Annotated in this window: 23 protein-coding genes; 11 read left to right on the top strand and 12 right to left on the bottom strand. The window is 41.6% G+C overall.

The window, feature by feature from the left end; all coding sequences use genetic code 11:
• Window positions 1-53: 53 nt before the first annotated feature.
• Window positions 54-461, bottom strand: a complete 408-nt coding sequence (locus tag ACVBJC_RS13945; protein ID WP_447161369.1) for a YccF domain-containing protein — start codon at window positions 459-461, stop codon at window positions 54-56.
• Window positions 462-789: 328 nt separating this feature from the next.
• Here ACVBJC_RS13945 and ACVBJC_RS13940 point away from each other — a divergent pair, with 328 nt between their 5' ends.
• The gene (locus ACVBJC_RS13940; protein WP_447161381.1) at window positions 790-1,704 is read left to right on the top strand and encodes a pyridoxal-phosphate dependent enzyme; all 915 of its coding nucleotides are present in this window, start codon (window positions 790-792) and stop codon (window positions 1,702-1,704) included.
• Between the two features lie 261 nt (window positions 1,705-1,965).
• On the opposite strand, the gene ACVBJC_RS13935 is transcribed toward ACVBJC_RS13940, so the two are convergent.
• A complete protein-coding gene (locus ACVBJC_RS13935; RefSeq protein WP_447161368.1) occupies window positions 1,966-2,139 on the bottom strand; it encodes a hypothetical protein in 174 nt (57 codons plus the stop codon).
• Window positions 2,140-2,652: 513 nt separating this feature from the next.
• On the opposite strand from ACVBJC_RS13935, the gene ACVBJC_RS13930 reads away from it, so the two are divergent.
• Entirely contained in the window at window positions 2,653-4,254 is a 1,602-nt protein-coding gene (locus ACVBJC_RS13930) for a mechanosensitive ion channel family protein (RefSeq protein ID WP_447161367.1), read from the top strand.
• 149 nt (window positions 4,255-4,403) lie between these two features.
• Here the strand turns inward: ACVBJC_RS13930 and ACVBJC_RS13925 are convergent, their stop codons facing one another.
• The 3 genes from ACVBJC_RS13925 to ACVBJC_RS13915 all read right to left on the bottom strand — a co-directional run bounded on the left by ACVBJC_RS13925 (window position 4,404) and on the right by ACVBJC_RS13915 (window position 6,373).
• Window positions 4,404-5,078, bottom strand: coding sequence for a ChrR family anti-sigma-E factor (locus tag ACVBJC_RS13925; RefSeq protein WP_447161366.1), 675 nt, complete (start codon window positions 5,076-5,078; stop codon window positions 4,404-4,406).
• Entirely contained in the window at window positions 5,071-5,715 is a 645-nt protein-coding gene (locus ACVBJC_RS13920) for a sigma-70 family RNA polymerase sigma factor (protein ID WP_447161365.1), read from the bottom strand. Before ACVBJC_RS13920 ends, ACVBJC_RS13925 begins: the two co-directional genes overlap by 8 nt.
• 106 nt (window positions 5,716-5,821) lie before the next feature.
• Window positions 5,822-6,373, bottom strand: a complete 552-nt coding sequence (locus ACVBJC_RS13915; protein ID WP_447161364.1) for an LON peptidase substrate-binding domain-containing protein — start codon at window positions 6,371-6,373, stop codon at window positions 5,822-5,824.
• 223 nt (window positions 6,374-6,596) lie between these two features.
• Here ACVBJC_RS13915 and ACVBJC_RS13910 point away from each other — a divergent pair, with 223 nt between their 5' ends.
• A complete protein-coding gene (locus tag ACVBJC_RS13910; protein WP_447161363.1) occupies window positions 6,597-7,541 on the top strand; it encodes a chemotaxis protein CheV in 945 nt (314 codons plus the stop codon).
• A gap of 44 nt (window positions 7,542-7,585) precedes the next feature.
• Here the strand turns inward: ACVBJC_RS13910 and ACVBJC_RS13905 are convergent, their stop codons facing one another.
• Window positions 7,586-8,230 (bottom strand): hypothetical protein, encoded by a 645-nt coding sequence (locus tag ACVBJC_RS13905; RefSeq protein ID WP_447161362.1) that lies wholly within the window; start codon window positions 8,228-8,230, stop codon window positions 7,586-7,588.
• A gap of 97 nt (window positions 8,231-8,327) precedes the next feature.
• Complete coding sequence (locus ACVBJC_RS13900) at window positions 8,328-8,687, bottom strand: DUF2750 domain-containing protein (protein ID WP_447161361.1); 360 nt, start codon at window positions 8,685-8,687, stop codon at window positions 8,328-8,330.
• A gap of 391 nt (window positions 8,688-9,078) precedes the next feature.
• Here ACVBJC_RS13900 and ACVBJC_RS13895 point away from each other — a divergent pair, with 391 nt between their 5' ends.
• The 3 genes from ACVBJC_RS13895 to ACVBJC_RS13885 all read left to right on the top strand — a co-directional run bounded on the left by ACVBJC_RS13895 (window position 9,079) and on the right by ACVBJC_RS13885 (window position 11,288).
• Window positions 9,079-10,269 carry a lytic murein transglycosylase gene (locus tag ACVBJC_RS13895; protein WP_447161360.1) on the top strand — a complete coding sequence of 397 codons (1,191 nt, stop codon included), beginning with the start codon at window positions 9,079-9,081 and terminating at the stop codon, window positions 10,267-10,269.
• Between the two features lie 215 nt (window positions 10,270-10,484).
• The gene (locus ACVBJC_RS13890; protein ID WP_447161359.1) at window positions 10,485-10,967 is read left to right on the top strand and encodes an FKBP-type peptidyl-prolyl cis-trans isomerase; all 483 of its coding nucleotides are present in this window, start codon (window positions 10,485-10,487) and stop codon (window positions 10,965-10,967) included.
• A gap of 99 nt (window positions 10,968-11,066) precedes the next feature.
• Complete coding sequence (locus ACVBJC_RS13885; protein WP_447161358.1) at window positions 11,067-11,288, top strand: DUF3389 family protein; 222 nt, start codon at window positions 11,067-11,069, stop codon at window positions 11,286-11,288.
• Between the two features lie 62 nt (window positions 11,289-11,350).
• Here the strand turns inward: ACVBJC_RS13885 and ACVBJC_RS13880 are convergent, their stop codons facing one another.
• Window positions 11,351-12,349 (bottom strand): glutathione S-transferase family protein, encoded by a 999-nt coding sequence (locus tag ACVBJC_RS13880; protein WP_447161357.1) that lies wholly within the window; start codon window positions 12,347-12,349, stop codon window positions 11,351-11,353.
• A 236-nt stretch (window positions 12,350-12,585) separates the two neighbouring features.
• On the opposite strand from ACVBJC_RS13880, the gene ACVBJC_RS13875 reads away from it, so the two are divergent.
• From ACVBJC_RS13875 to ACVBJC_RS13865, 3 genes are all read left to right on the top strand, one after another.
• Window positions 12,586-13,266 (top strand): alpha/beta hydrolase, encoded by a 681-nt coding sequence (locus ACVBJC_RS13875; RefSeq protein WP_447161356.1) that lies wholly within the window; start codon window positions 12,586-12,588, stop codon window positions 13,264-13,266.
• A gap of 372 nt (window positions 13,267-13,638) precedes the next feature.
• Entirely contained in the window at window positions 13,639-15,393 is a 1,755-nt protein-coding gene (gene ushA, locus ACVBJC_RS13870; protein WP_447161355.1) for a bifunctional UDP-sugar hydrolase/5'-nucleotidase UshA, read from the top strand.
• 306 nt (window positions 15,394-15,699) lie between these two features.
• Window positions 15,700-16,140: an Hsp20 family protein gene (locus ACVBJC_RS13865; protein ID WP_447161354.1), complete on the top strand. Its 441-nt coding sequence runs from the start codon at window positions 15,700-15,702 to the stop codon at window positions 16,138-16,140.
• 141 nt (window positions 16,141-16,281) lie between these two features.
• Here ACVBJC_RS13865 and ilvN read toward each other — a convergent pair whose 3' ends face one another.
• The 3 genes from ilvN to ACVBJC_RS13850 form a co-directional block, all read right to left on the bottom strand.
• Window positions 16,282-16,776 (bottom strand): acetolactate synthase small subunit, encoded by a 495-nt coding sequence (gene ilvN / locus ACVBJC_RS13860; protein ID WP_447161353.1) that lies wholly within the window; start codon window positions 16,774-16,776, stop codon window positions 16,282-16,284.
• Window positions 16,776-18,497, bottom strand: a complete 1,722-nt coding sequence (locus ACVBJC_RS13855; RefSeq protein ID WP_447161352.1) for an acetolactate synthase 3 large subunit — start codon at window positions 18,495-18,497, stop codon at window positions 16,776-16,778. The genes ilvN and ACVBJC_RS13855 overlap by 1 nt, the downstream gene beginning before the upstream one ends.
• A gap of 573 nt (window positions 18,498-19,070) precedes the next feature.
• Window positions 19,071-20,303, bottom strand: a complete 1,233-nt coding sequence (locus ACVBJC_RS13850; protein WP_447161351.1) for a multidrug effflux MFS transporter — start codon at window positions 20,301-20,303, stop codon at window positions 19,071-19,073.
• Between the two features lie 512 nt (window positions 20,304-20,815).
• Here ACVBJC_RS13850 and ACVBJC_RS13845 point away from each other — a divergent pair.
• Window positions 20,816-22,708, top strand: coding sequence for a choice-of-anchor I family protein (locus tag ACVBJC_RS13845; RefSeq protein ID WP_447161350.1), 1,893 nt, complete (start codon window positions 20,816-20,818; stop codon window positions 22,706-22,708).
• Window positions 22,709-22,831: 123 nt separating this feature from the next.
• Here ACVBJC_RS13845 and ACVBJC_RS13840 read toward each other — a convergent pair whose 3' ends face one another.
• On the bottom strand, window positions 22,832-23,176 hold the full coding sequence (locus ACVBJC_RS13840; RefSeq protein WP_447161349.1) for a hypothetical protein: 345 nt from the start codon (window positions 23,174-23,176) through the stop codon (window positions 22,832-22,834).
• A gap of 248 nt (window positions 23,177-23,424) precedes the next feature.
• Here ACVBJC_RS13840 and ACVBJC_RS13835 point away from each other — a divergent pair, with 248 nt between their 5' ends.
• Complete coding sequence (locus tag ACVBJC_RS13835) at window positions 23,425-24,177, top strand: Nif3-like dinuclear metal center hexameric protein (protein ID WP_447161348.1); 753 nt, start codon at window positions 23,425-23,427, stop codon at window positions 24,175-24,177.
• The last annotated feature ends 15 nt before the right edge of the window (window positions 24,178-24,192 follow it).

The following is a 24,192-nucleotide window of genomic DNA, read 5'->3' as shown; positions in this document are numbered from 1 at the left end:
GTTTCGACTCGCCACAAAAACCTTGCTGCAATACCTATTACTTAACAAGATCATTAGGCCTTTGCCACTACGGTTTGGCCGATAGGGGTTAAACTCAATATCGCTAATTTGAGATGTTGCAAAGCAAATGGGATCCCGATAATCGTGACCGCACAAGCTAATGCATGAGCAATGTGCCCGATAGCTAGCCAGATCCCAAAAAATAGGAACCAGATAATATTACCCACCATGCCAAATGCGCCGGTACCTATATCTTCACTGCCCGTTAGTGTGCGTCTATTGATTGAATCTTGTCCAAATGGCCAGAATGTCATTTCACCTATTACAAAGCAGGCTCTACCGAAGGGAATGCCGATAATACTGATAAAACACAGTAGTCCTACAAACCACCACGCAAGTCCCATTACAAAACCACCTAAAACAAACCAAGCAATATTAAACACTAAACGTAGTACTGCCATTAACGGCTCCTTAATTTTCATTCCCTCTTTAGGGTATGTTTTTATCTAAGCGATTTTCGTGCCAACATGTAAGCTATTGTATTTAAGTGTTTTTAATTGTAATTTGCTAGTGAGTAGAAAGTATCGGTAAGCCTTTTGACTAATAATTAGTGATTTTTACATTGAGTCTTCAGCAGGCTTACTTTGCGGCTATGAGCAAAAATTGAGTTGTTGCTACTTTTAATCCTGTGGATAGGTTATTAATTCTCTTACCTCAAATGGGGCAAAGGTTTAGAATAGACTGGGAAAAATTATTAATTAACCGTCAGGGATCTGAGTGAGTACTTCTTTGTTAGCTAACACACCGGTAGAAACCATCTCTTTTAATGGCAATCATGTTTATGTGAAACGTGACGATCTGTTAAGTGAGGCATTTTCTGGAAATAAAGCGCGTAAATTTGCCTATTTTCTTGATAATGAATTTCCAGGTAAGTCTGGTTTAGTCGGCCATGGCTCGCCTGTAGCCAATTCTCTGTATTCGATGTCGGCATTAGCCAAAATTAAGGGATTAAGGCTCGATTTTTATGTCGACCATATTGCGGAACAGGTATTGAGCTCGACGGTTGGTAACTATGCCGCGGCCATCGCTAACGGTGCGAATGTCATTGATGTGTCAACGTTGTCGGATAGGCAAGATTTGAGCTGTATTGAGTATATTGAGCAACATGTTTTACCCCATCATGATGAACTACTGTTTGTTCCTGAAGGAGGGCGCTGTGAATATGCACGCTATGGGGTACATAAATTGGCACAAGAAGTGGTTGATTGGTGTGCGAGTGAGCAGCTAAGTGAGTTACGAGTGTTTCTCCCCTCGGGAACGGGCACAACGGCGGTATTTTTAAGTGAATATATGGCGTTATATGCGCCACACATCGAAGTATTAACGTGCGCCTGTGTCGGTGATAACGATTATCTAAAACAGCAGTTTAGGCTTCTGGTGAGTAATGAGCAATTACACCCTAGGATTGTTGATATAGGCAAAAAATATCATTTTGGTAAGCTGTATAAGCCTTTTTACGATATGTATAACAAGGTGTCAGAGTCAGGTATTGAGTTTGAACTACTTTACGATCCACTTGGCTGGATGTGTGTTGAAAAACTACTTGATACAGAGCCGTGCTTACCAATGCTTTATATTCACCAAGGCGGGTTACTCGGTAATGCAACTATGCTCCCCAGATATAAACGTAAATACAGCTTCTGAGATATAAACGTAAATATGACTGGTAAGATTTAAAGATTTAGCGGTAACAGACGCTTTGGAATATGAGTTAGGAAGAGATTATTCCATTTGGTTAGGCTAGATACCTTTCAGTTAAGTAAAGCAGTTAGGTAAAGCCTAAACCAAATGAATGTGACTAAATAGCTGAGTAGATGTGTCAGTCCTATTCGTTTGCCTATGAAGACAAACATTCGATACGAGTGAGAGGAGGTGTATCGAAGAGTCGTTTTTTACTATTTTAGCTTATTTATTGCTAGACAATAACCATTTCATAAATTGAAGCGCTTCAGTACGCTTAGAAAATGTTTGTCTATTTTTGCCTTGACTGTCAGTAAAGGCGATTGATGTTTTGTTGACTGAAATAGAATCAACTGGAAAGTTAACTGTAATTTCATGTCCATTTACTTGGTATGACATATGCCACACTCCTTTTATTTTAAGCTACCTAATCCAGGTAGTGCTTTTTAACAATAAGATATCCTTAGCATTTTTGCGAAAGATGAATTTTAAGTTCTATTCGAGATTACTCATCTTTTAATGCTTATACAAGTCGCTTGCGTTTAATTATGTATGTGAATGTGTTTGCGATGTCACAAATTTCACATATAAACAAGCTGCTTAGCAGTTAAGCATAATGTTATGACAGTAGCATGACTGTAATAAAGATGATTTTAACCAGTTGAGATAACGCTTATGTGGGGATCAAACGACGAGTCGTGGATTTTACAAAAAGGCGGTGATTTCTATCTAAAAGGGTCTATCTGAAAAACTGAGCGAATTATATTCAGTGTGGTTTTAATGTCAAGCCTTTAATTGAACAATTTCTGCTTTTTTTACACTCAATTGAGTGTTAACAGTGGGTTAAAGTTTGCTAAGGTGTGTAGCACTTGTTCTGCTAGCGCAAGGAATCGTCCTTCTAATGGAGTCTTCATGTTACGGTTTACCTCAGTTTTAGTCTTATTTATCGCACTTATCACTCCTTTTGTTGCACATAGTACGGGCGTTATCACGGCTGCGCAGCAACCAGCCAAGGATCCCCAGACACTACCTGCCAAAGAAGAGTTATACGATTATAAAGACAGCTTATTTCGAGATACCCCAAGGGGGACGCTGGCAGGATTTTTCGAAGCCGCATTTGAGCAAAATTATGATAAAGCGGCTAAGTATTTGGACTTACGATACTTACCTGATGGAATGAATGCCGAGCAGGGGCCTGAATATGCCAAGCAGCTGATAGCCATCATTGAACGAAATCTTTGGGTTAACCTGCAAGAGATAAATGATACCCCAAATGGTAGAAGTGGAGACCAACTGCCAAATTATCGTGATGCCTTTGGCAGAGTAGAGATTAAAGGCAGTGAGATAACGCTCTTGTTGCAAAAGGTACCAAGTAAGCAGCTTGGTTCTATTTGGAAAGTGTCTAATGCCACGGTTGCAAAAGTGCCGTTGCTTTATAGTGAACTCGGTTATGGCCCTGTCGTTGAGTGGTTTGTAACACATATTCCCGAGGGGCACCTGTTTAAGCTGAACCTGTGGGAGTGGGCATTACTGGTTTGTTATTTGATACTAGCCTTGCTGGTGGTCACTCCGATTACATGGATTGCTAAAAAGTTTATTTTACGCAGCGGTTATCAGTACAAAGAGGATGTTGCTTCTCTAGTCGTTGGTCCATTTAGGTTGTTAGCTGCATTACTGCTTGTTAGAGGCTGGATGTCGCACACAACACTTTCTGCAAATGTTATTGAGATAGTCAATACAGGCGTTTTGCTGCTTATTGCGGTCATCTGGTTTATCTGGTCTCTGACTGACGTGGTTCAAAATAGCTTACGGCTTCGATGGATTAACCGTGGTAATAGTGAAACGGCGTCATTATTAAGGCCGCTTGCCAATTTCACTCGAGTGATCCTCGTAATGCTATCGGTGCTTATTTGGCTTGAACATTTAGGCTTTGATGCTTCAACTATTCTTGCTGGTTTAGGCATTGGTGGTATTGCCGTTGCGTTAGCGTCTAAACAGACGATTGAAAACTTTATCGGTACTATCACCTTGTATTCCTCTGCGCCCATTAAGGTGGGTAACATAGGACGGTTTGGCAGTATTACTGGCACGGTTGAAGAGATAGGGCTCAGGTGCACTCGAATACGGACGATTGAACGCTCGGTGATTAATGTGCCGAATGCTCGATTATCTGAAATGGATATCGAGAATATCTCTGAGCGAGAAAAAATAAGACTAAAAACAGATATCCGTTTGGATTATCGCACCACAACCGAGCAGATCCATAATATTATTGATGATATCCGTACCTTGCTTGAGCAACATGAGAAAGTAGAGGAGAGCCCGCTCAGGGTTACGTTTAAAGGTTTTGGCTTGTATGGTTTGCAATTAAATGTATTTGCTTATATTGGCACCACTGACTTTGCCGAGTTTCAGTTAGTTTCAGAAGAACTTCATTTTGGCATTATGAATATTGTCGCTGAACATGGCTCAAGAATAGTGCCTGTGGTACCTGTTGCTGCGGCTCAGGGCTAGCTTAAGGTTCTACACTATTTTTCTAAACTATATCTAAACTATATCTAAGCTATTTTTAAACAATGGTCCCGCTCTGCACTATGATGCTCGCGCAATAAAAAAGGTCACTTAAAGTGACCTTTTTTATTGCTGATTGACAGTAAGCATCATTAATAAATGAGCTCTCCAATTGGATTGAGTATTTTGCTAATACCTTTAGTAAAATGCAGCGGAGCATCGACAACCGTGTAGCATAAACAGCCTGTCATTGATTTAGGCGAGTGTTGATGGTTAGCATCTAACTCAATAAAATCACCAGGTACATATTGACTAAACTCATCTTCAAAAGTCCCCTCAAGAAGCAAAGTTATCTCCTGACCTGTATGGGTGTGTTCAGGGATCTCACCGTCTGCATCGATATGCAATAAACTTGCTCTAGCACTGCCTTCATCAGCATCGAGTCGCATACGGCTTATCTTGCCAAATCCACTCCATGATTTCCCCGCTTGTTGCTTAAAAGCGCGCGGTAGTGCAAATTTAACCCCCTTAACTTCAACGACGGTTTTTGAATCATTACTTGTTTTGGTTGTGACATCTATGACTGGGGCTAATCTTGTAATTTGATTTAGCATGTCGCTAAAATCCATCGATGCAAAAGCTCCAGCTTCAGAGTTTGCAGACGAAGCTAAACTCATTTGAGCTTGTTGTTCGGTGTAGTTTTTTAGTTTTTTATTACACACAGCACATAGTTCACAATGAGCCGAAACGGCGGTTGCTAAGCCTAAATGTAGTTGTCCCTGTGCATGCAAGATCAACATTTCATCTTTGGGGTGGAATTTAATCATAGTGTTTCTCCAAGATACCTTTCAGCTTGACGAGGCCTAACCTAAGTCGTGACTTTACCGTTCCTAACGGTACGCTCAATTTACTCGCAAGTTCTTGTTGGCTTAGCTCTTGTAAATATATTCCCTTGACCACTTGTCTTTGAAGAGGTGGTAAGTCGTCTACGTGTTTTAATAACTTGGCAGTAAGTATGTGATCTTCATGCTCGCAGGCTTCAGCAGAGTCAAATACAGGCCAAATATCATCTGCAAAAGTGTCTTCTTTGTTGTGTTGAACTTTACGCAACATATCAAAGCAGCGATTTCGCATGATAGTAAATACCCAGGTGGTAATTGAACCTTTCTCAGCGTTAAAGAGGTGCGCTTTGGTCCATACGGTTGTCATGGTTTCTTGCACTAAATCCATGGCAAGACCTTGGGTTGAAAGCTTTTGGCTGCCAAAGTTTAAAATCTTGGGCGCAAAATAACTAAATAAGTGCGCATAGGCTTGCTTGTCACGATCAGTGGCAACGTTAACGAGATGTTCTGTGAGCTGAGCTAGCAGATCGTCTGGGTTGGTATTATCCATAGTTTGCTTAGTTTGCTGAACATAAGCTTTATCATAACCACTTTGGTAACGTTGTGATTGAATATTTTGCATTATTCTCACTCTGTTATGAAAAGGGCACTATTAGTTAGTTGTTAATCAATAGTTGCCGATCAAGATGTTTTAGATAGATACGGAAAGGATTAAAAATAGGATCAATTTATTTTATGACATCGTTTATCATTGATAAGGCTAACAGGTGATCCTTGGCTGCAATACAGTACTGTTTGTCCGCTAGAGGCAGTGGCAAAATCTCGAGCCATCTCTGGCAGACCCATGTTAGGTCGTTAAAATTTTCATTTTTATAATGTCGCAAATGTTCTGGATATTCAGTTAATATCTCTTTTAATATTGTCGTGTACTTTTTTTGTTGCTCTTCTACAGGCTGCGAGTGCCATGAAGGCAGCAAGGTAGCCTGTCCTTTTTTTAGTCCGTCAGCCTCTATGACATAAGTGCCGAGCTCAAAGCGCTTAATGCCTTTTATGGTTACCCCTAGTAACCCCCCCTCTAAGGTTTCGAAGTCCACTATTTTGCAAAGGGTTCCCAAGGGGAGCAAGGTTTTGTTATCAATGTCTAACATACAAGCACCGAACCCAGAGTTATCTAGCAATGATTCTTTAACGAGCCGTAGGTATCTAGGTTCGAAAATTCGTAGCTGAGTAAAGCCACCGGGTAAAATACATATTTGGAGAGGGAAAAGTGGTAATTTCATGATAATTGATGCCTTAGGAAACTAATGTCCTATACGGCATTACCCATTTCTTCGATCAATTTTTTAGCAGACTTTCTGCGCTTTAAACATAAATAACTTAGCAGCGTTATCAGTTTGTCTGATGATGTTGATATTTAGATCGCTTTTCTGTGGCATAGACAAATGATTTAAGCGTATAAATCATTATAATCATAGGCAAAGAATTATAGATTAAGGGAAGCTCATGGCTCAAATGTTGGCAAGTGTCGATCAACGAACCAAGCTGGTCGGTGAAAATCGTCTCGAGTTATTATTATTTCGAATAAGTGCGACTCAGCTGTTTGCCATTAACGTTTTTAAGGTCAAGGAAGTCGTTAAAGTACCACCTCTAAGTGCAATGCCTGGTAGCCACAGTAGTATTATTGGCGTCGCGAACCTTCGAGGTCTATCTATACCCGTTATTGATTTACGTAAGGCGATAGGGTTTCGTCCGTCAGTCATACAGCCTGAGAGTAATCTTATCGTTACTGAGTATAACCGCTCGGTACAAGGCTTTTTAGTGGATAAAGTCGAGCATATCGTTAATCTGACTTGGGGGGATATTATACCGCCACCAAAAACGGTTGGACGAGATAATTATTTAACTGCAATAACGCGAATTGAGTACCAAGATAAGCAAGAGTTGGTGTCAATAATCGATGTTGAAAAAGTGCTTGCTGAGATTATACATTACGACATTAGATTATCGGATGGTGTGCTCGATGAGCAGCTGTTGCCGTCAATGAGCGGGCGTAAAGTACTGATTGCCGATGACTCTGCTACGGCAAGAAGGCAGGTACGTGAGACGCTTGAGCAGCTAGGGATTGAAGTCATTGAGGCCACTGATGGCCTTGTGGCACTCAATCAGCTAAAAAAATGGTGTGACGAAGGCAAAGTGATAACCGATCACATTTTAATGCTGATCACCGATGCTGAAATGCCCGAAATGGATGGATATAAGCTCACTCATGAAGTGCGCAGCGATAAACGTATGGCAGACTTGTTTATTACGTTAAATACCTCATTGAGTGGTAGCTTTAATAATGCGATGGTCGAGAAAGTCGGTTGTAATCGATTTATTTCAAAATTTCAACCGGACTTACTCGTAGAAGTGGTGCAGGATAAATTAAGAGAGACATTAATGGGCTAGTTTCAGCTAGTGCAATCGAGCACTAAGATTAACAAGTTTGCTTGTTAGTCTGCGTGCTCTTCTCTTAAGTCGCCCAATACTTGCTTTTTTAGCTCTGGTACGGCGGCGATATTAATTTGTGCGATACGAACGGCAAAACCGAATCTCTCTTTACCCACGATGGCGACAACATCTTCTAAAAACCGTTTATCTAAGGTGAATTGTTTGGCATAAAATGCGATGGCCTGGCTTACTGAGCGATAATTAACGCCATCGAAACTAAATGAGGCATCATAGCCGTAGTCATCAATTACTACACCGTTTAAACTTAACGGCCAGCCGCTATAATTGACTCTGTCTCGGGCGATTTCATACATCATCCAGCCGCTCTTTTTAAAGCCACCAAAGACTTTATCTTCAAACTCTGACTCTTCAAGTTCTTGCTTGGTCCAATTGACCCCAATGGCTAAGTGCTTCTCATAGATCCGCATTAACTCGTCTTTAACGGCCATTTTACAGTCCCAAATAGAGGTGAGCTTATGCTGTTTAGCCAGCCTTAAGCATTCGCTACAGCAAGGAACTGTTAGGGAAGGGTGCGGAGTATAGGTTTCTTTTAGATAGCCCCACTCTTGATTGCTTGGCTCACCACAAAACCAGCAATGATGTCTGCGATCAAACGGGATATCGATTAATGGGGTTATCTGCGACACGGGATATTTTCCTTCATGATAAAACAAAGCGCACAATGGATTAGATTGTGCGCTTTGATGTAGCAATAACTTGGTCAGTACAAAAAGAGGTTGTTTATTACTCTTTTTCAACATCGACTAGCGATGTAGCCAATACGATTGGGTCGACTTCTTGACAGTCTTGATCGGCAATCCAGTCAACGCCAATTAATACACCGTCGTCATTTAAATCACTCACCCAGAATTCTAAAAACTCTTCAAGAGTGATGGCTACTGCTTGGTAACCTTCCCATTCGTCAGTGCAGTGACTTTTGGCTTGAGCTTCTTCAGACCATAAAGGCATCACATCAGTGGCTTCGTATTCAGACGAGTCACAGACTACCCAACCTTCACCGGTTTCATCTTGAAGGCCCCAAACAACCTGGGATTGTTTTACGTTATTGATGAAACTTTCTATTGCTGGAGTCATTTCAGTCATGATTAATCTCTTGTTTGGTTAGGTGTAAATAAGCCATATTTCAATGTGTATTAGTCTGCAACTGGCTTAGCATTTTAGCAAGTCATTTAAGGTAATTATCTCTAGCTGAATATAGCAACAGTATCTTATATCAGCGACTTTAGGTCGCAATTTAAGCATTTGCTACACATTCGTCATTTCGGCGTAATATTAGCGTGAATTTAGTCTATATTATGCTGCTAGCATAGTATGCTATTTTACAAGGCTTGCTAAAACCTCGCGAAAACTCTTAAGAAGTCACTCAAGGCTCAATGCTTGAATGAATTTCAGCCAAGATGAAGCGAGTTTAAGGTAAGTTTAATCAAGCCACGTCATTTTGTACGTTACAGTCATTCATTTTGGGAGTCTTCTATTGTTTAAATCAATCCCCCTGGCTACAGCGCTTCTACTTACAAGTTCAGCTGTATACGCAACGTCTGAACAGCCTAATTGGGCAAGCTGTGTTGCTGAGCTACAACAAACCGCAAAAGCTCAAGGTATATCACAACACACTATCGATACGACGTTGGCAAACGTTAAATACGTGCCAAGAGTCATAGAGCTTGATCAAAAACAACCAGAGTTTAGCCAGTCGTTTGAGAACTACTTTACTAAACGTGTTACCGATTGGCGTGTGGAGCAAGGTCGCAAGCTCTATCAAGAACATAAGGTCTTGTTAGATAAACTGGCAAAAGAGTACGGCATTCCGCCTCAATATCTTTTAGCATTTTGGGGGCTAGAAACGAATTTTGGCTCCTATAAAGGCAAGATGTCAGTTCTTGATTCTTTAGCAACACTAGCCTGCGATCCTAGACGTAGTCAGTATTTCACTACCGAGTTAATGCAGGCGCTAAAGCTTAAAGAGCGCTATAACTTTGCTGAAACAGACATGGTCGGCTCGTGGGCTGGTGCTATGGGTCATACACAATTTATGCCTTCTGCTTATGCAAAATATGCGGTTGACGGTAATGGGGATGGTAAAGCAGACCTGTGGAATAGCACCGAAGATGCGTTGACCTCAGCTGCTAACTTTTTACAAAATCTTGGTTGGAAGCGCAATGAGCGTTGGGGGAGGGAAGTCACCTTGCCAGCCAACTTCTCTTATGCCCATTTGGGTAAGGCTGAAGCGCAGCCTCTTGTTCGATGGGCCGAACTGGGTATTACTCAAACTAACGGCTCGCCGCTGAGTACACCCGACATGCAAGCTGCACTTTATTTACCATCAGGTCATACCGGCCCTGCATTTCTCGGCTACGACAATTTTGATGTGATTATGCGCTGGAATCGTTCGACATTTTATGCGATAGCGGTAGGCCATCTTGCTGATAGAATTAATGGTGCCGTAGCGTTAAAGGTTGCACCACCTAAGATGCCAAGCTTAAGTCGATCTCGCGTTAAAGAGCTACAAGTTCAACTTAATAGTTTAGGTTATGATGTTGGTAAGCCTGATGGCATATTGGGCGCTAAGTCTGTAAAAGGGCTGCAGGCTTACCAAAAGAGTCAAGGGCTTGTCGCCGATGGTTATCCTGATGAAGCGACTTTTAAGGCGCTGAAGGTTAAGTAAATTATCCGTTAAGTCAGTTATCAGTTAAGTCAGATACCGATTAAGTAAGCCAAAACTAAGTAAAGTAACCCCAGTTCAAAGTGAGTGAATTTATTTAATTTTGACAAAGATGTATTCAAAACGAATGCATCTTTATTTTATCTAGTTAGATAACACTAGAGGCTTAAGGCGAGTTTTGCTAAGCTGCGGCCACAAAATTAGAGTTAAGGAATACCATGAGCATTAAAGATGATTCAGTCGTGCAGTTTAACTACACATTACGTGATGAGCAGGGCGAAGTATTAGAAACCAATGAAGGTTTAGACCCTATTGCATACCTTCATGGCCATGACAACATGATGCCTGGTGTTGAAGATGCTCTGACCGGTAAAGACGTTGGTGCTAAATTCTCTGTAACGCTGCCTGCGAGTGAAACTTATGGTGAGCGAAATGACGATGCTGAGCAGCGTGTTTCTGTTAAGCACCTTCAAGGTGCGTCGGTATGGAAGCCAGGTATGCGTGCACTGATCAATACCGATGAAGGTCAACGTCAAGTCACTATTATTAAAGTGGGCAAGTTCATGGCAACTGTGGATGTTAACCACCCACTAGCAGGCCGTGAATTGACTTTCGATCTTGAAGTGATCGACGTACGTGATGCGACCAATGAAGAGATTGCTCATGGTCATGCCCACGGTAAAGGTGGTCACCACCACTAAGCTAGAAGCTGGCGCAATCGCAATCAGCCGTTCTGAGCCCAACATTGGTTGGGCTTTTTTGTTATTTTAAACCTGTAGTTTTTAGAGATGCTACCCCTTATGATTATTCACTTTAGCGCTGGGAAATTGGTTGTTTCACCTTTTGAAATTCAAGTGCGTTTAGAAAATGGCTGTCAGCTATATGCTATGGTTGATGACATTAAATTTCACCAGGATGCTTTGATACTTGTTGCTGATGCTGGCGCAGTGCGGTGGAATATCAAATTAGATTCAACTGAGCAATTGCAACAAATAATGCAGGAGCTGGGGATCGGCGAATAAACTCATTCGCCAGTTCCGTTGAGCTTTACATGACTCTTTTGTAATTTATTATCGTTTCGATATTAGCCTCGACCATGAGCAGACATTAAATCCAATTCAGGCCCGTTGGGCACAATTCGGCTTGGGTTTATCGTGTCATGGCTAAAGTAATAATGTTGTTTAATATGCTCAAAATTAACGGTTTCAGCTATTTTTGGTAGCTGATAGATGTCTTTTAAATATCCCTGAAGGTTGGGGTAATCAACAATGCGTGTTTTATTGGTTTTAAAATGGCCAACATAAACAGCATCGAACCTAATGAGCGTGGTAAACAGCCTGATATCGGCTTCAGTGAGCTCTGACCCGGTTAAATAGCGTTTGTTTTCGAGTAACAATTCAATTTTATCTAGTGCATTAAACAGATCGTTATAAGCCTCATTGTAAGCCGTTTGCGTGGTAGCAAAACCTGCACGGTAAACGCCGTTATTAATTGCCGGGTAAATAAAGTCATTGAGCTCATTAATTTGTTGACGCAGATGTGCAGGGTAAAAATCTTTAGTGTTACCCGTTAAATGATCAAACTCGCTGTTTAACATGCGTATTATTTCTGATGATTCGTTACTGACAATCGTTTGGTTCTGTTTGTCCCATAATACGGGCACGGTAACGCGACCATTATAGTTGGCTTGGGCCTTTTGGTAGATCTGGTAAAGGTAGTCGGTTTGATTAAGTGTGTCTTTGTCTGCACCATCAATATGCTGGGCAAGCTCACTTTGTTTATCACCAGCAAATTCCCAGCCGTTACTGAGCATATGCGGTTCAACAATGCTCAGACTGATGATGTCTTCAAGACCTTTCAGTTTACGAAAAATGAGCGTTCTATGTGCCCAGGGGCAGGCCAGTGATACGTATAAATGATAACGATTCTTTTCGGCTTTAAAGGGGACAAGCCTTGAATCAATAGTCTGTTCATCGGCGGTGATCCAGTGACGAAAGCTTGACTCCTGGCGCTGAAATTGGCCATCGTTATCTTTAGTTGAGTACCATTGATCTACCCATCGTCCTTTTTGAAGAAGACCCATCTTGAATACTGCCTTATTTTTGATTATTCACCTAACAAGCTTATGTGCTAAATAGTGATAAATAAAGTCGATAAAATAGGATTAACCATTCTAAAACTGTGAACATAATTAAGGCTTTATGGTTTATGATTTTATCAGCTTGAGTTGTAAACTTGGGTCAGAGTCACTATAGGCTAACGGATTGTAGGCTGGTATTATCACTGCCTATTTAACAATTCTAATTGCAAAGGGACACTATGTCAGACTCCAAACTTGAGCGTATTACCATTGAACCCACCCGAGAAGCCAAAGCCTGTGTCATTTGGTTACATGGCTTAGGAGATTCAGGTGCAGGATTTGCTCCTGTTGTCCCCGCGCTGGGATTAGGTAATGATCATTGTATACGGTTTGTTTTTCCCCATGCACCAGAGCAAGCGGTGACAATTAACGGTGGTTATGTCATGCGTGCCTGGTATGACATTAAGAGTATGGATTTGCATGATCGGGCTGACATGGTTGGTGTAAAACAGAGTGAACAAGCGATCATCGGTTTAATTGAAGAACAGGTCGCATTGGGCATTTCAACAGACAATATTGTGTTAGCTGGGTTTAGCCAAGGTGGCGTAATGAGTTTATACACTGGCTTGAGGTTACCCCAGAAATTAGCCGGGATCATGGCTCTGTCTTGTTATTTACCCAGTGGTGACTCTTTGCCAGATGGGATCTCAGGTGTAAACCAAGAGACGCCAATTCTTCAGCATCACGGCATAGATGACGATGTCGTTCCTGTCACTGCAGGCGCAACAGCACATGAATTGTTGAATAAAGCAGGTTTTAACACCCAATGGAAAACCTACCCAATGGCGCATAATGTGTTGCCTGAGCAGTTACGTGACATCTCTATTTGGTTACAGCAAGTCCTACCAAACGCAAAATAAAATCTGTTCGATGCTTTTTTGAGCAGGTCTTGTCGATGTTTTATCGTTAGGCCTGTTCGCTATTGAGGATAATCCGATAATTTACGCCTTATGCATAATCTTATGTATTGTTTGACTTTATTTTACTATTTACTGCCAATATTTCTACCCGCTTGGTTTATTCCCCTTGTTGCTATCCCCCTTGTTTTTTGGTTAGAACTATCTCTGTCATAATTCGTATATAAAAGAGTCGCTTAGATCACGATGTGTAATAATTGTGACACAAATTACGCCTAAGCTTTGATAAGATGGCTTGGCGCAAAAGGAAATGATGCCTTTTGCTAGATAACCATAAAATTACAAAATATAAAAATAATCAAGGGGTTGATTGTAATGAATAAGATTTTACTAAAAGGACTCGTCGCGACGGCTGTTGTTACAGCGTTAACGGCTTGTGGTAGTGATAATAACGATTCTTCACCTAAGACATGTGCAGAAGCTGGTGACGCTTGTAGTAAGTTTACTGTTTTGCATACGAATGATAACCACGGTCGCTTCTGGGAAAACAGCAAAGGCGAGTACGGTATGGCCGCACGTATGACGCTTATCGAGCAGATCCGTGCAGAAGTTGAAGCAAACGGCGGTGAGTCCATTCTATTGTCTGGTGGTGACATCAATACTGGTGTACCAGAGTCAGATATGCAGGACGCAGTACCTGATTTCGTTGGTATGAATTTACTTGGTTATGATGCTATGGCACTTGGTAACCATGAGTTTGATAACGATTTATCTGTGTTAGGTATGCAAGCAAAGCTAGCTGACTTCCCAATGCTAGCGGCTAATATTTATCACAAAGATGATGAAGGTAACGTGACTGATGAGCGTTACTTTGACCCATATAAAGTATTTGAAGTTAATGGTGTTAAAATTGCCGTTATCGGTCTAACAACCAAAGATACAGCTAAGCTAGTTAACCCGGACAATGTCGCTAAGATCCATTTCGCCGACCCTGAAGAAGAGATCACTAAGGCGATCGCCGAAATTAAAGCCAATGAAACCGTTGATCTGATTTTTGCAACTACACACATGGGCCATTACGCCGATGGTAGCCATGGTAGTGAGGCACCTGGTGATGTAACGCTAGCTCGCTCGTTAGAGGCTGGTCAATTGCAAGCGATTATCGGTGGTCACTCACAAAACCCTGTATGTATGGAAGGCAATGAATATGCTGACTTTACTCCAGGTGATGAGTGTAAACCTGATCAACAAAATGGTACTTACATCATGCAAGCCCACGAGTGGGGTAAGTATGTTGGTCGCGCCGATTTTGAATACTTTAACGGTGAGCTGCAGCTTGCGAGTTACAAACTTATTCCAATTAACTTAAAAACTAAGTTAAAAGATGAGAATGGTGAAACTGTTAAAGATGAAAACGGTAACAGTGTTTACGTGAATATTGGTGAAGAGATTGAACCAGATCCAGTTGTTACTTCTGTATTGAAGCCATTCCAGCAACAAGGTCAAGAGTTGCTTGATGAAGTTATCTCGGCAACTGACGCTAAACTTGAAGGTGATCGTAATGTTGTTCGTGCAGAGCAAACTAATTTAGGTCACTTACTGGGTCACGCATATAGAACATTTAACTTAGTTAATGCTGACTTTGGTGTAATGAACTCTGGTGGTGTACGTGATTCAATCACTGCTGGTGAGATCACTTACCGCGATGTACTGACTGTTCAGCCATTTGGTAACTTCGTAACTAGAGCAACCATGACTGGCGCAGAAGTAAAAGACTACTTAAATGTTGTTGCCACTAAGACTGCGGGTTCTGGCGCATATGCTCAGCTTGATAACATCTCTATGACGGTTGATTGTGCTGCTGGTGAAGTTGATATTACTGATATCAATAACAAAGGCTTTAGCTTAACTGACACATACTCGTTCTCAGTCATTAGCTTCAGTGCTGCTGGTGGTGATGATTACCCTGTGATTGATGTTGAGTCGACTCAAATTACTGACGCTGCAGCATTACGTGAGTTCTTTGTTGCTAACCCAACAGTTAAAGCTGCTGATTACGCACCTGTTCCTGGTAAGCTTGTTTACATGAACAACGGTGTTGAAGTTAAGGGATGTCCAGCTACAAACTAATGCTAAGTAAGTACGCTTAATTCTGATTTTAATCATTTAGGCGCAAGTGATCTTAGTGTAAAAGAAGGCCAGTCATTCGTGACTGGCTTTTTTATTAATTTCACTATCTTTCATCTCATCACTTGAAAAACCATTTTTACATCCACATATTAGTAATAAGGTCGCTCAATGAGGGCCTAAACAAACTATTTAAAAGTTGTGCCTTCGGGGCAACATTTAAATAAGAAGCGCGAATTAGCGCTTCACAATCGGTGCGACACGTGTCGGCCAACATACTTTTATATTGCTTAATACAAGGATATGCCCATGAGAAACTACGACTTAACCCCACTATACCGCAGCGCTATTGGATTCGACCGCTTAGCTCAACTTGCAGAACACGCGGCATCTAATAAAGGCAATTCCGGTTACCCTCCATACAATATCGAATTGATAAATGAACATCGTTACCGTATTACTATGGCCGTAGCGGGCTTTACGATGCAAGAACTTGATATTACCAGTGAAGGCGACAAGCTGTTAGTGAAGGGCATAAAGGCTGAAGAGAAAGAAACTCGTAAGTACCTTTATCAAGGCATAGCTGAGCGCGGTTTTGAGCGTACCTTCCAACTAGCAGACTATGTTACTGTGGTTGGCGCAAACTTAGAGAACGGCTTGTTGAATATTGATCTGAAGCGTGAGATCCCTGAAGCGATGAAACCAAGAAAGATTGAAATCGCTAGCACGAGATTACTCGACGCAGAGTAATCGCGCGAACTCATATAGCCTATTCAATAGGTCACATCCAATAACTGCATTTAAAAAGGGAGCCAATTGGCTCCCTTTTACTATTGGGTGATGCGCGTCCTAAATTGGATGATGCATTTAGTCACTACAAATGAACACAGACTATGCTTTCATCGCCTTTTCACCGCGGGCAAGACCGACAACACCTGAGCGAGAGATCTCAACCACCTTGGTCACATCTGCTAGCGCCGCAATACAAGCATCGAGTTTTTCTGTTGTACCAATTAATTGCACAGTATAAAGACTTTGAGTGACATCAACAATTTGGCCGCGGAAAATATCGGCTAATCGTTTCACTTCTTCACGGTTGTCACCGTGCGCCTTTACCTTTATCAATGCCAGTTCACGCTCGACATGTGCTGATTCGGTAATGTTAGAGACTTTAAGTACATCAATAAGCTTATGTAACTGCTTCTCTATTTGCTCGAGTACATATTCGTCAGCATTTACAGTAACGGTCAATCTTGACAAGGTTTTGTCTTCTGTTGGCGCGACCGTTAGGGTCTCAATGTTATATCCGCGCTGTGAAAATAGTCCTACAACGCGTGAAAGGGCGCCGGATTGGTTCTCAAGTAATACACATATAATTCGACGCATTAGCTTTTCTCCGTTTTACTTAGCCACATTTCATTCATTGCACCACCACGGATCTGCATTGGATGTACGTGCTCGGTCTCATCGACATGAATATCCATAAACACCAGTTTGTCTTTCATGCTGAGTGCTTTTATAAGACCTGCTTCCAAGTCAGCTGGATTGCTAATCGTCATTCCTACATGGCCGTACGCTTCAGAAATCTTGGCAAAATCAGGTACTGAGTCCATGTAAGACTGTGAGTGACGGCCTGCATAGATCATATCCTGCCACTGCTTAACCATACCCAAAAAGTGATTGTTTAGGTTAATAATAATCACCGGAATATCATATTGTAGCGCGGTAGAAAGCTCCTGAATATTCATCTGAATTGAGCCGTCACCGGTAACACAGATAACGGTTTCATCTGGCATTGCGAGTTTAACGCCTAACGCGGCAGGTAGACCAAAGCCCATAGTTCCTAGGCCACCAGAGTTGATCCAGCGACGTGGCTTATTAAACGGGTAGTACAGCGCTGCAAACATTTGATGCTGGCCAACATCTGATGCGACATAGGCATCACCGTTAGTTAGCTTATGCACGGCTTCGATGACCTGTTGCGGTTTGATTTTTTGGTCATTCGTTGAATATTTAAGGCTATCAACAGCTCGCCACTTGGCAATATCACTCCACCACGAATCATTGGCACCTGGATCGGTAATACCATAGTCGTTGGTTTCGATCTGCTTGAGCATATCGTCTAGGATTTTTTCGGCAGAGCCTACAATAGGAATATCGACCCGAATTGTTTTTGAGATTGAAGAGGGGTCAATATCAATATGTAAAATTTTGGCATTTGGACAGTACTTTTCAACATTATTGGTCGTACGATCATCAAAACGTACACCAATACCAAAAATAAGGTCGCTATTATGCATGGCCATATTGGCTTCATAGCAGCCATGCATACCTAGCATGCCGACACTATTTTTGTGGGTTCCAGGAAAGGCGCCTAGACCCATTAGTGTACTTACCACTGGGATCCCAAGCTTTTCTGATAAAGCAAGAATTTGTGCATCGCAACCAGAAATTACCGCACCACCACCGACATAAAGTACTGGCTTCTTAGCTTCAAGTAGCGCTTGTAGGCCACGACGAATTTGACCTTTGTGTCCGGTTGTCGTTGGGTTATATGAGCGCATGCTGATATCTTCAGGATATTGATAATCATGCAAAATCGCCGGGTTCATACAGTCTTTTGGAACATCAACTACTACCGGTCCTGGGCGACCACTTGAGGCGATATAAAACGCTTTTTTGATAATGGCTGGAATGTCTCTTGGATCGGTGACCAAAAAGCTGTGTTTAACCACTGGGCGTGAAATACCAATCATGTCGCATTCTTGGAATGCATCATTACCAATAAGATTACTGGGTACCTGGCCTGAAATAACAACTAATGGAATAGAGTCCATATACGCGGTTGCGATGCCGGTAATGGTATTGGTTGCACCCGGTCCGGAGGTCACAAGTACCACACCAACCTCGCCAGTTGCACGGGCGTAACCATCAGCCATATGCACTGCAGCTTGTTCGTGACGTACTAGAATATGTTCGATATTGGATTTTTCGTGCAGAGCGTCATAGATATCCAGAACAGATCCGCCTGGATAGCCAAAAATATGTTTTACACCTTCATCAATAAGAGAACGGACAACCATACTGGCGCCAGATAACTTCTCCATAATACTTCCTCTTAAGTTACCGCGACGGTATGCAGTATCTCGATACAGCGACGGTAATCGCTCTAATAGTTAAGCTCAGACGGTAATCTTCACTCGTGAAATGCCGAAAAATGCTGTTAGAAAACTAACTACAGTATTAAATTGCTCGGCAAACATTCAAACTGAATGTATTTTCATCATATAAAACCCTTGGTTTATTACAAGTGATTTAATTGAAAAACTGTTCTAATTGAAGAATTTTCATTATCGCTGCAAAAATAGTGAATAAAAATAGAGTATTTATAGGGAGGTAGTGCTCGCAACATTACTGCGAGGAGGTTAATGATAGGAGGTCGATTAATGATGGCAGAGCAATTATTTTGAGTTTGGTTATTTAAGATGATTAGGTATGAGGGCGGTTATTTAAGAGTACGATTATTGAACTTTGGTGGTCTAAGTGGAGTTTTTGGGCGTTATTGAGGAGAATGGCAAATGAGGTTGCTGTTATAGAAAATACTAAATTCTGAGCCTTGCTGTGGATACAAGGCTTAATGCATACACTTTTAATAACGAGATTTATCAGTGATATTTCCCTTATGCTTGTTCATTAGTCTCTATAGGCTCATGGCTGCTTAAAAACTGACAACAAGCGACTAGTATCACCGCCGAAAGCATTAAGGCTGAGAACGGCACTGCTGTACCTGTATAAAATAGGGCTAACAAGGGGCCTGCTAACGCGCCAAAACCAAACCTTAAGGTACCAATTACAGCTGTTGCAGTACCTGTTTCCTTTTGAAATTTCATCAGCACAATCGCATCAGCGTTAACCGACATCACACCTAGGCAAGCCATTAAGGGCAATAACATCATCACTGTAAACAGGTAGTTGAGTCCTAATAGGTTAACTATTAGCAGAGCTGTACCTGCTATAGCGCCGAAAAAGGTTGCTACTTTGAGCATACGTTTTGAACCATAACGTCCAACGATTTTGCTATTAATCACATTGGCTAGCATTAATGCGCCTACGTTAGTACTAAACAAAATCGCAAACACTGATTTATCGAGTCCAAACACTTCCATATACACAAATGGTGATGCGGTTAAGTAGCAGAAAAAAGCAAATGAGGTTAATACGCCACTGGCTATATTGAGTTTAACTCCCTTCTTAGTAAACACGGTGGCATAAGCACCAAAAAAGGATTGTTCACTTCTACTTGAAGGATCTTTATCGCTTGGCATATTCAGCTTTAGGCTTACTAAAATAAGCAAGGTTAGTGCATAAAATGCCAGGATAAAAAAGATAAGCTGCCACTCACCAAACTCTAGAATTAAGCTCCCAATGCTTGGGGCTATTAATGGTGCTAACATCATGATTAAGCTGACATAAGACATGCCTTTAGCGGTGTTTTTCCCATACAGCTCTTTGATATACCCCGGAACAACAACCGTGGCTGCAGCGCCGATAAAAGCCTGAAAAAAGCGTAAAGCCAAAAAGCTTTCTATCGTGGTGACGAACGCAAGACCTAAACTTGTGAGCATAAAGCCAGTTAAACCAAGAATGACCAATTTTTTTCTGCCAAACCTGTCGGCTAGGGGGCCGAAACAGAGCATGCCTAAGGCGTAACCTGCTAAATATAAGCTTAATGATTGCTGTACTAAGGTAATGTCAGTATGAAAACTCGATGCAAGTGTAGCCATTGCGGGGAGATACATGTCAATGGCGAGTGGCGTGATAGCGACAATAGCCGATAGCATAGGGATCAACAGCGTTAGGCTGGCACCAAAAGGATATTTATTCGTCGTCTGGTTATTTGCTGAGTTGTTCAACGGGACCTCTACATCTTGTTGCTTAATTGTGTAAATAAAACGAAAACTATCATTTCAATAGCTGAAAACTGTTTGCTTATGGCAAAAGACTTTGCGGAGAAATTTCAATTTAACGCTAAAAGTGTATGTACTCGATCTGGTGGTACTTACATTGCGGTCTAAACAGGTAAATAACGGGTTTAGCGAATGAAAGGAACACTTTAATGTAAGGAATAACTAAAGTGTCAGATGCCATTATATTAGCGTTTTAAACTTAATAATCAATCCTTGTTGAGCTTTATTTTCCGCGTTAGCCCAGGCAATTTGTAAGCAAACATCTTTGTCTTTCCAGTGTCTCTTTTCTGTAGCGAGTACCTTTATTGTCCGTTAAAGATTGTCTTAAAAATGTCTTGTAGCTGTCATCTTAGCGTCTTTTATTAGACCTAAATTGGGTGGCTTTAAACAATGCTTGTGTTTACAAGTCGTCGATAATGCCGGCTTTCTTACCCTGAAGATGGATGAAAGGAATAATAATGAATAATCAATTTAAGCTGCTCCCAGTTTTACTTGCAGCTTGTTGGGTTACCGCTTGTAGTGATGATGGTGATCAGGGCGCGGCTGGCCAAGATGGAATGAATGCGCTCGTGTCAGTCTCTGAACTTGCACTAGGCAATGACCAATGTCCATTAGGCGGACAAATGCTGACCACAGGATTAGATTCAAATTCAAATGGTATGTTAGATGACAGCGAGATTGATACGACTCAAACTCAGTATCTTTGTAAGGAAAGTACCAATGGCTCTCAAGGGGGGCTGACCGCAGAGTTGATTGGCCGCTATCAGAGTCATATTTACGGGTTAAGTGCTGCAGAGATTGTTGATTTCCATGTGGACTCACAACGGATCTTTGTCGTGAACGCTAAAAGCGGAAAAGTCGATGTTTTAGACGGTGCAAGTTTGAGTTTAGATGATGCAGTGACTGGATCGGGGGCATTAGCGCTCAATAACATCAATAAACTTACCGATATTGATGTCAGTGCGGATTTAAACTTGCAAAGGTTGGGTGGTGTAAACAGTTTAAGCGTATATGGTGATCTACTTGCTGTAGCGGTAGAGCGCGCAGATGATAAAGGTAATAGTCGGCAGGGACGCGGCTATATTGCGTTTTATCGTTTAGACAATAGTGGTGAAAGTGAATTGATCCAACAGGTTGAGGTTGGTTATTTACCTGATAATGTTGTCTTTAACCGAGATGGGTCATTGCTGTTAGTGGCTAACGAAGGTGAGCCTAACTCGGCGTACAGTGTCGATCCTGAAGGGAGCATTTCAGTGATTGAAATCAAAGATGGCACTCCTGAACCTACTGCGACAGAAATAGGCTTTACAGCGTTTAATGTTGGCGCTTTGAGAGAAGATGAACTGAGTCCATTAATTAAAGTGAATGGACCCGGGGCGAGCGTCGCTCAAGATCTTGAGCCTGAATATATCGCAGTGAGTGAAGATAATACTAAAGCTTATGTGTCATTACAGGAGAATAATGCCATTGCAGTGATTGATCTAAAGAGCAAAACGATTGATTCAATATTGGCGCTCGGGCTTAAAGATTATGGTATTGAACAAAATAAAATTGATGCCAGTGATAAGGATAATCGAGTTAACTTCGTTGCCTATAAAGATGTTTATGGCATGTATCAGCCAGATACTATTCAAAGCTACCAATGGAAAGGTGCTAATTTTATTGTCACTGCGAATGAAGGCGATGCACGAGATTATGATGGTTTTTCTGAAGAAGCACGAGCAGACGATTTAATCTTAGATCCTGCACACCCGCAGCTTATTGCCGCGCAAGATAAAACTCAACTTGGCCGTTTAAAAGTCACCACAAGTATGGGCGATAGCGACAATGATGGCGATATGGATCAAATCATTAGTTATGGTGCGCGTTCATTTTCTATTTGGGATGAGCAAGGGGAGCAAGTCTTTGACTCAGCATCTGATTTTTCCAGAATCACAGCCGCCGTTCTTGGTGAGCAGTTTAATAACAATAATGATGAGAACAAAGGTGATAGTCGAAGTGACGATAAAGCCGGAGAACCTGAAGCGTTAGCTATCGGCAAGATTGCTGGCAAGTATTACGCTTTTATAGGCCTTGAGCGCAATGGTGGCTTTATGATTTACGATATCAGTAACCCTTTCGAGGTCAGCTTTGTTGATTATCTTGTTAACCGAGATTTCGATGCCGATTTTGAAATTAATACCGATACAGGTGAGGTGGTAGGCGATGCGACCTTAGCGGGCGATTTAGGTCCAGAAGGAATGAAGTTTATTGGAGCAGAAAACAGTCCAACAGCACAGCCTCTGTTAGTGATTGGCAATGAGGTTAGCGGCACAACTAGCGTTTATGGGTTAACGTTTAAACAAAACTAAAAATTGCTAATGTTTTAACGTATTAGATAATAAAAAACTCCGTTACCCTAAAGTGACGGAGTTTTTTATTAATCGAAGCTAGCAAGGGGGATTGCCTCTTCAATCAGTCTTAATCAATGAAGCTTAGAAACCGCGAGGTAGTTGACCTTTACCCGCTAGCTTTTCACGCCAAAGTTCTTTTGGTGTTTTACCACCGTTTTTGGCTGCAGGTTTAGCCGCTTTTTTCACTGTTGCTTTCTTAGCGGCTGGCTTAGCCGCAACGGTCTTTGTTTCTACTTTAGCTGCTACAGGGGCACTATTGCCGCCAACTTCAGCTAACATCGCTTCTAACTCACTAAAGCGTAAAGATTTACCGCCATCGATTTTGTACCAGCTACCTTTCTGTTCAATCTTAACAGCTTGGCCATCACGCTGAGTTAGTGCTGTCTCAAGTGAGCTGATAACTTCTTCTTTGGTCAGTTTTGACATAATAATAACCTGTTTATTTTTGTGTGTACTTGAAGGTTTGTAATGATTTTATCGTTTAATGTACCGTAAAGTCCAATTTTAGCCGGATCTGGCTGAATTTCTATGATGTTTTGAGCACTTTAGCCTAATTGGTGAGCTAAGTCGGTGTGATATTTGAGCAATGATTATAAATGGCGTGTTTCTGCTTCAACTATATATTTGTAGTAACAATAGGTTAAAATGCATTTTTGAGTATTCTTGGCGGATTTATGACTCGGACCGAATTAAGCCAATATTTGGCAAGTTTTTTACAAATTTCGAACTTTAAAGACTATGCACCAAATGGATTGCAGGTTGAAGGTAAGCTACAGATCAATACCATAGTAACAGGTGTCACAGCTTGTCAGGCGTTGATTGATGCTGCCATTGAGTTGAACGCAGACGCTATTTTGGTTCATCATGGATTTTTCTGGAAAAGTGAACCAGAAGTGATTGTAGGCATGAAACAAAAGCGTATTAAGGCCTTGCTGACAAATGATATTAATTTATTTGGCTATCACTTACCGTTAGATGCGCATCCTGAGATTGGCAATAATGTCCAGTTAGCAAAAGTGTTGGGGATCGTGGAGGCTGAAGTTATCGACAATGTAGCCCAAGGTTTAATTTGGCGAGGAAAGCTGGCAACGCCCACAATGGCTAGTGACTTTAATCAACAGATCTCTAATAAGCTAAACCGTCAATGCCAGCATTTAGGCTGCCAAGATGCCATGGTTAGCACTGTGGCTTGGTGTACCGGCGGCGCACAGGATTATATTGATATTGCAGCAAGTATGGGGATTGATGCCTTTATCAGTGGTGAAGTGTCTGAGCGCACTTATCACTGCGCAGTAGAGCAAGGCGTACAGTATTATGCTGCTGGCCATCATGCTACCGAGCTTTATGGTATTCAGGCGTTAGGCGCACATCTAGCAGAGCAGTTTGGGGTTAAGCATCACTTTGTTGATATCGTGAATCCGGTATAACAGCTTAATATAACA

It is taken from the genome of Shewanella sp. 0m-6 (genome assembly GCF_052977325.1).
The sequence above is the reverse complement of the archived record's forward strand: the minus strand, read 5'-3'. Positions and strand labels throughout refer to the sequence as shown.

Bases quoted from the DNA above. Each gene is read 5' to 3' on its own strand.
- ACVBJC_RS13875 (WP_447161356.1), top strand. From the start codon at position 12,586: ATGTCAGACTCCAAACTTGAGCGTATTACCATTGAACCCACCCGAGAA.
- ACVBJC_RS13935 (WP_447161368.1), bottom strand. From the start codon at position 2,139: ATGTCATACCAAGTAAATGGACATGAAATTACAGTTAACTTTCCAGTT.
- ACVBJC_RS13910 (WP_447161363.1), top strand. From the start codon at position 6,597: ATGGCTCAAATGTTGGCAAGTGTCGATCAACGAACCAAGCTGGTCGGT.
- ACVBJC_RS13945 (WP_447161369.1), bottom strand. From the start codon at position 461: ATGGCAGTACTACGTTTAGTGTTTAATATTGCTTGGTTTGTTTTAGGT.
- ACVBJC_RS13925 (WP_447161366.1), bottom strand. From the start codon at position 5,078: ATGATTAAATTCCACCCCAAAGATGAAATGTTGATCTTGCATGCACAG.
- ACVBJC_RS13915 (WP_447161364.1), bottom strand. From the start codon at position 6,373: ATGAAATTACCACTTTTCCCTCTCCAAATATGTATTTTACCCGGTGGC.
- ACVBJC_RS13880 (WP_447161357.1), bottom strand. From the start codon at position 12,349: ATGGGTCTTCTTCAAAAAGGACGATGGGTAGATCAATGGTACTCAACT.
- ACVBJC_RS13920 (WP_447161365.1), bottom strand. From the start codon at position 5,715: ATGCAAAATATTCAATCACAACGTTACCAAAGTGGTTATGATAAAGCT.
- ACVBJC_RS13840 (WP_447161349.1), bottom strand. From the start codon at position 23,176: ATGTCAAAACTGACCAAAGAAGAAGTTATCAGCTCACTTGAGACAGCA.
- ACVBJC_RS13900 (WP_447161361.1), bottom strand. From the start codon at position 8,687: ATGACTGAAATGACTCCAGCAATAGAAAGTTTCATCAATAACGTAAAA.
- ACVBJC_RS13845 (WP_447161350.1), top strand. From the start codon at position 20,816: ATGAATAATCAATTTAAGCTGCTCCCAGTTTTACTTGCAGCTTGTTGG.
- ACVBJC_RS13890 (WP_447161359.1), top strand. From the start codon at position 10,485: ATGAGCATTAAAGATGATTCAGTCGTGCAGTTTAACTACACATTACGT.
- ACVBJC_RS13855 (WP_447161352.1), bottom strand. From the start codon at position 18,497: ATGGAGAAGTTATCTGGCGCCAGTATGGTTGTCCGTTCTCTTATTGAT.
- ACVBJC_RS13930 (WP_447161367.1), top strand. From the start codon at position 2,653: ATGTTACGGTTTACCTCAGTTTTAGTCTTATTTATCGCACTTATCACT.
- ilvN (WP_447161353.1), bottom strand. From the start codon at position 16,776: ATGCGTCGAATTATATGTGTATTACTTGAGAACCAATCCGGCGCCCTT.
- ushA (WP_447161355.1), top strand. From the start codon at position 13,639: ATGAATAAGATTTTACTAAAAGGACTCGTCGCGACGGCTGTTGTTACA.
- ACVBJC_RS13885 (WP_447161358.1), top strand. From the start codon at position 11,067: ATGATTATTCACTTTAGCGCTGGGAAATTGGTTGTTTCACCTTTTGAA.
- ACVBJC_RS13835 (WP_447161348.1), top strand. From the start codon at position 23,425: ATGACTCGGACCGAATTAAGCCAATATTTGGCAAGTTTTTTACAAATT.
- ACVBJC_RS13865 (WP_447161354.1), top strand. From the start codon at position 15,700: ATGAGAAACTACGACTTAACCCCACTATACCGCAGCGCTATTGGATTC.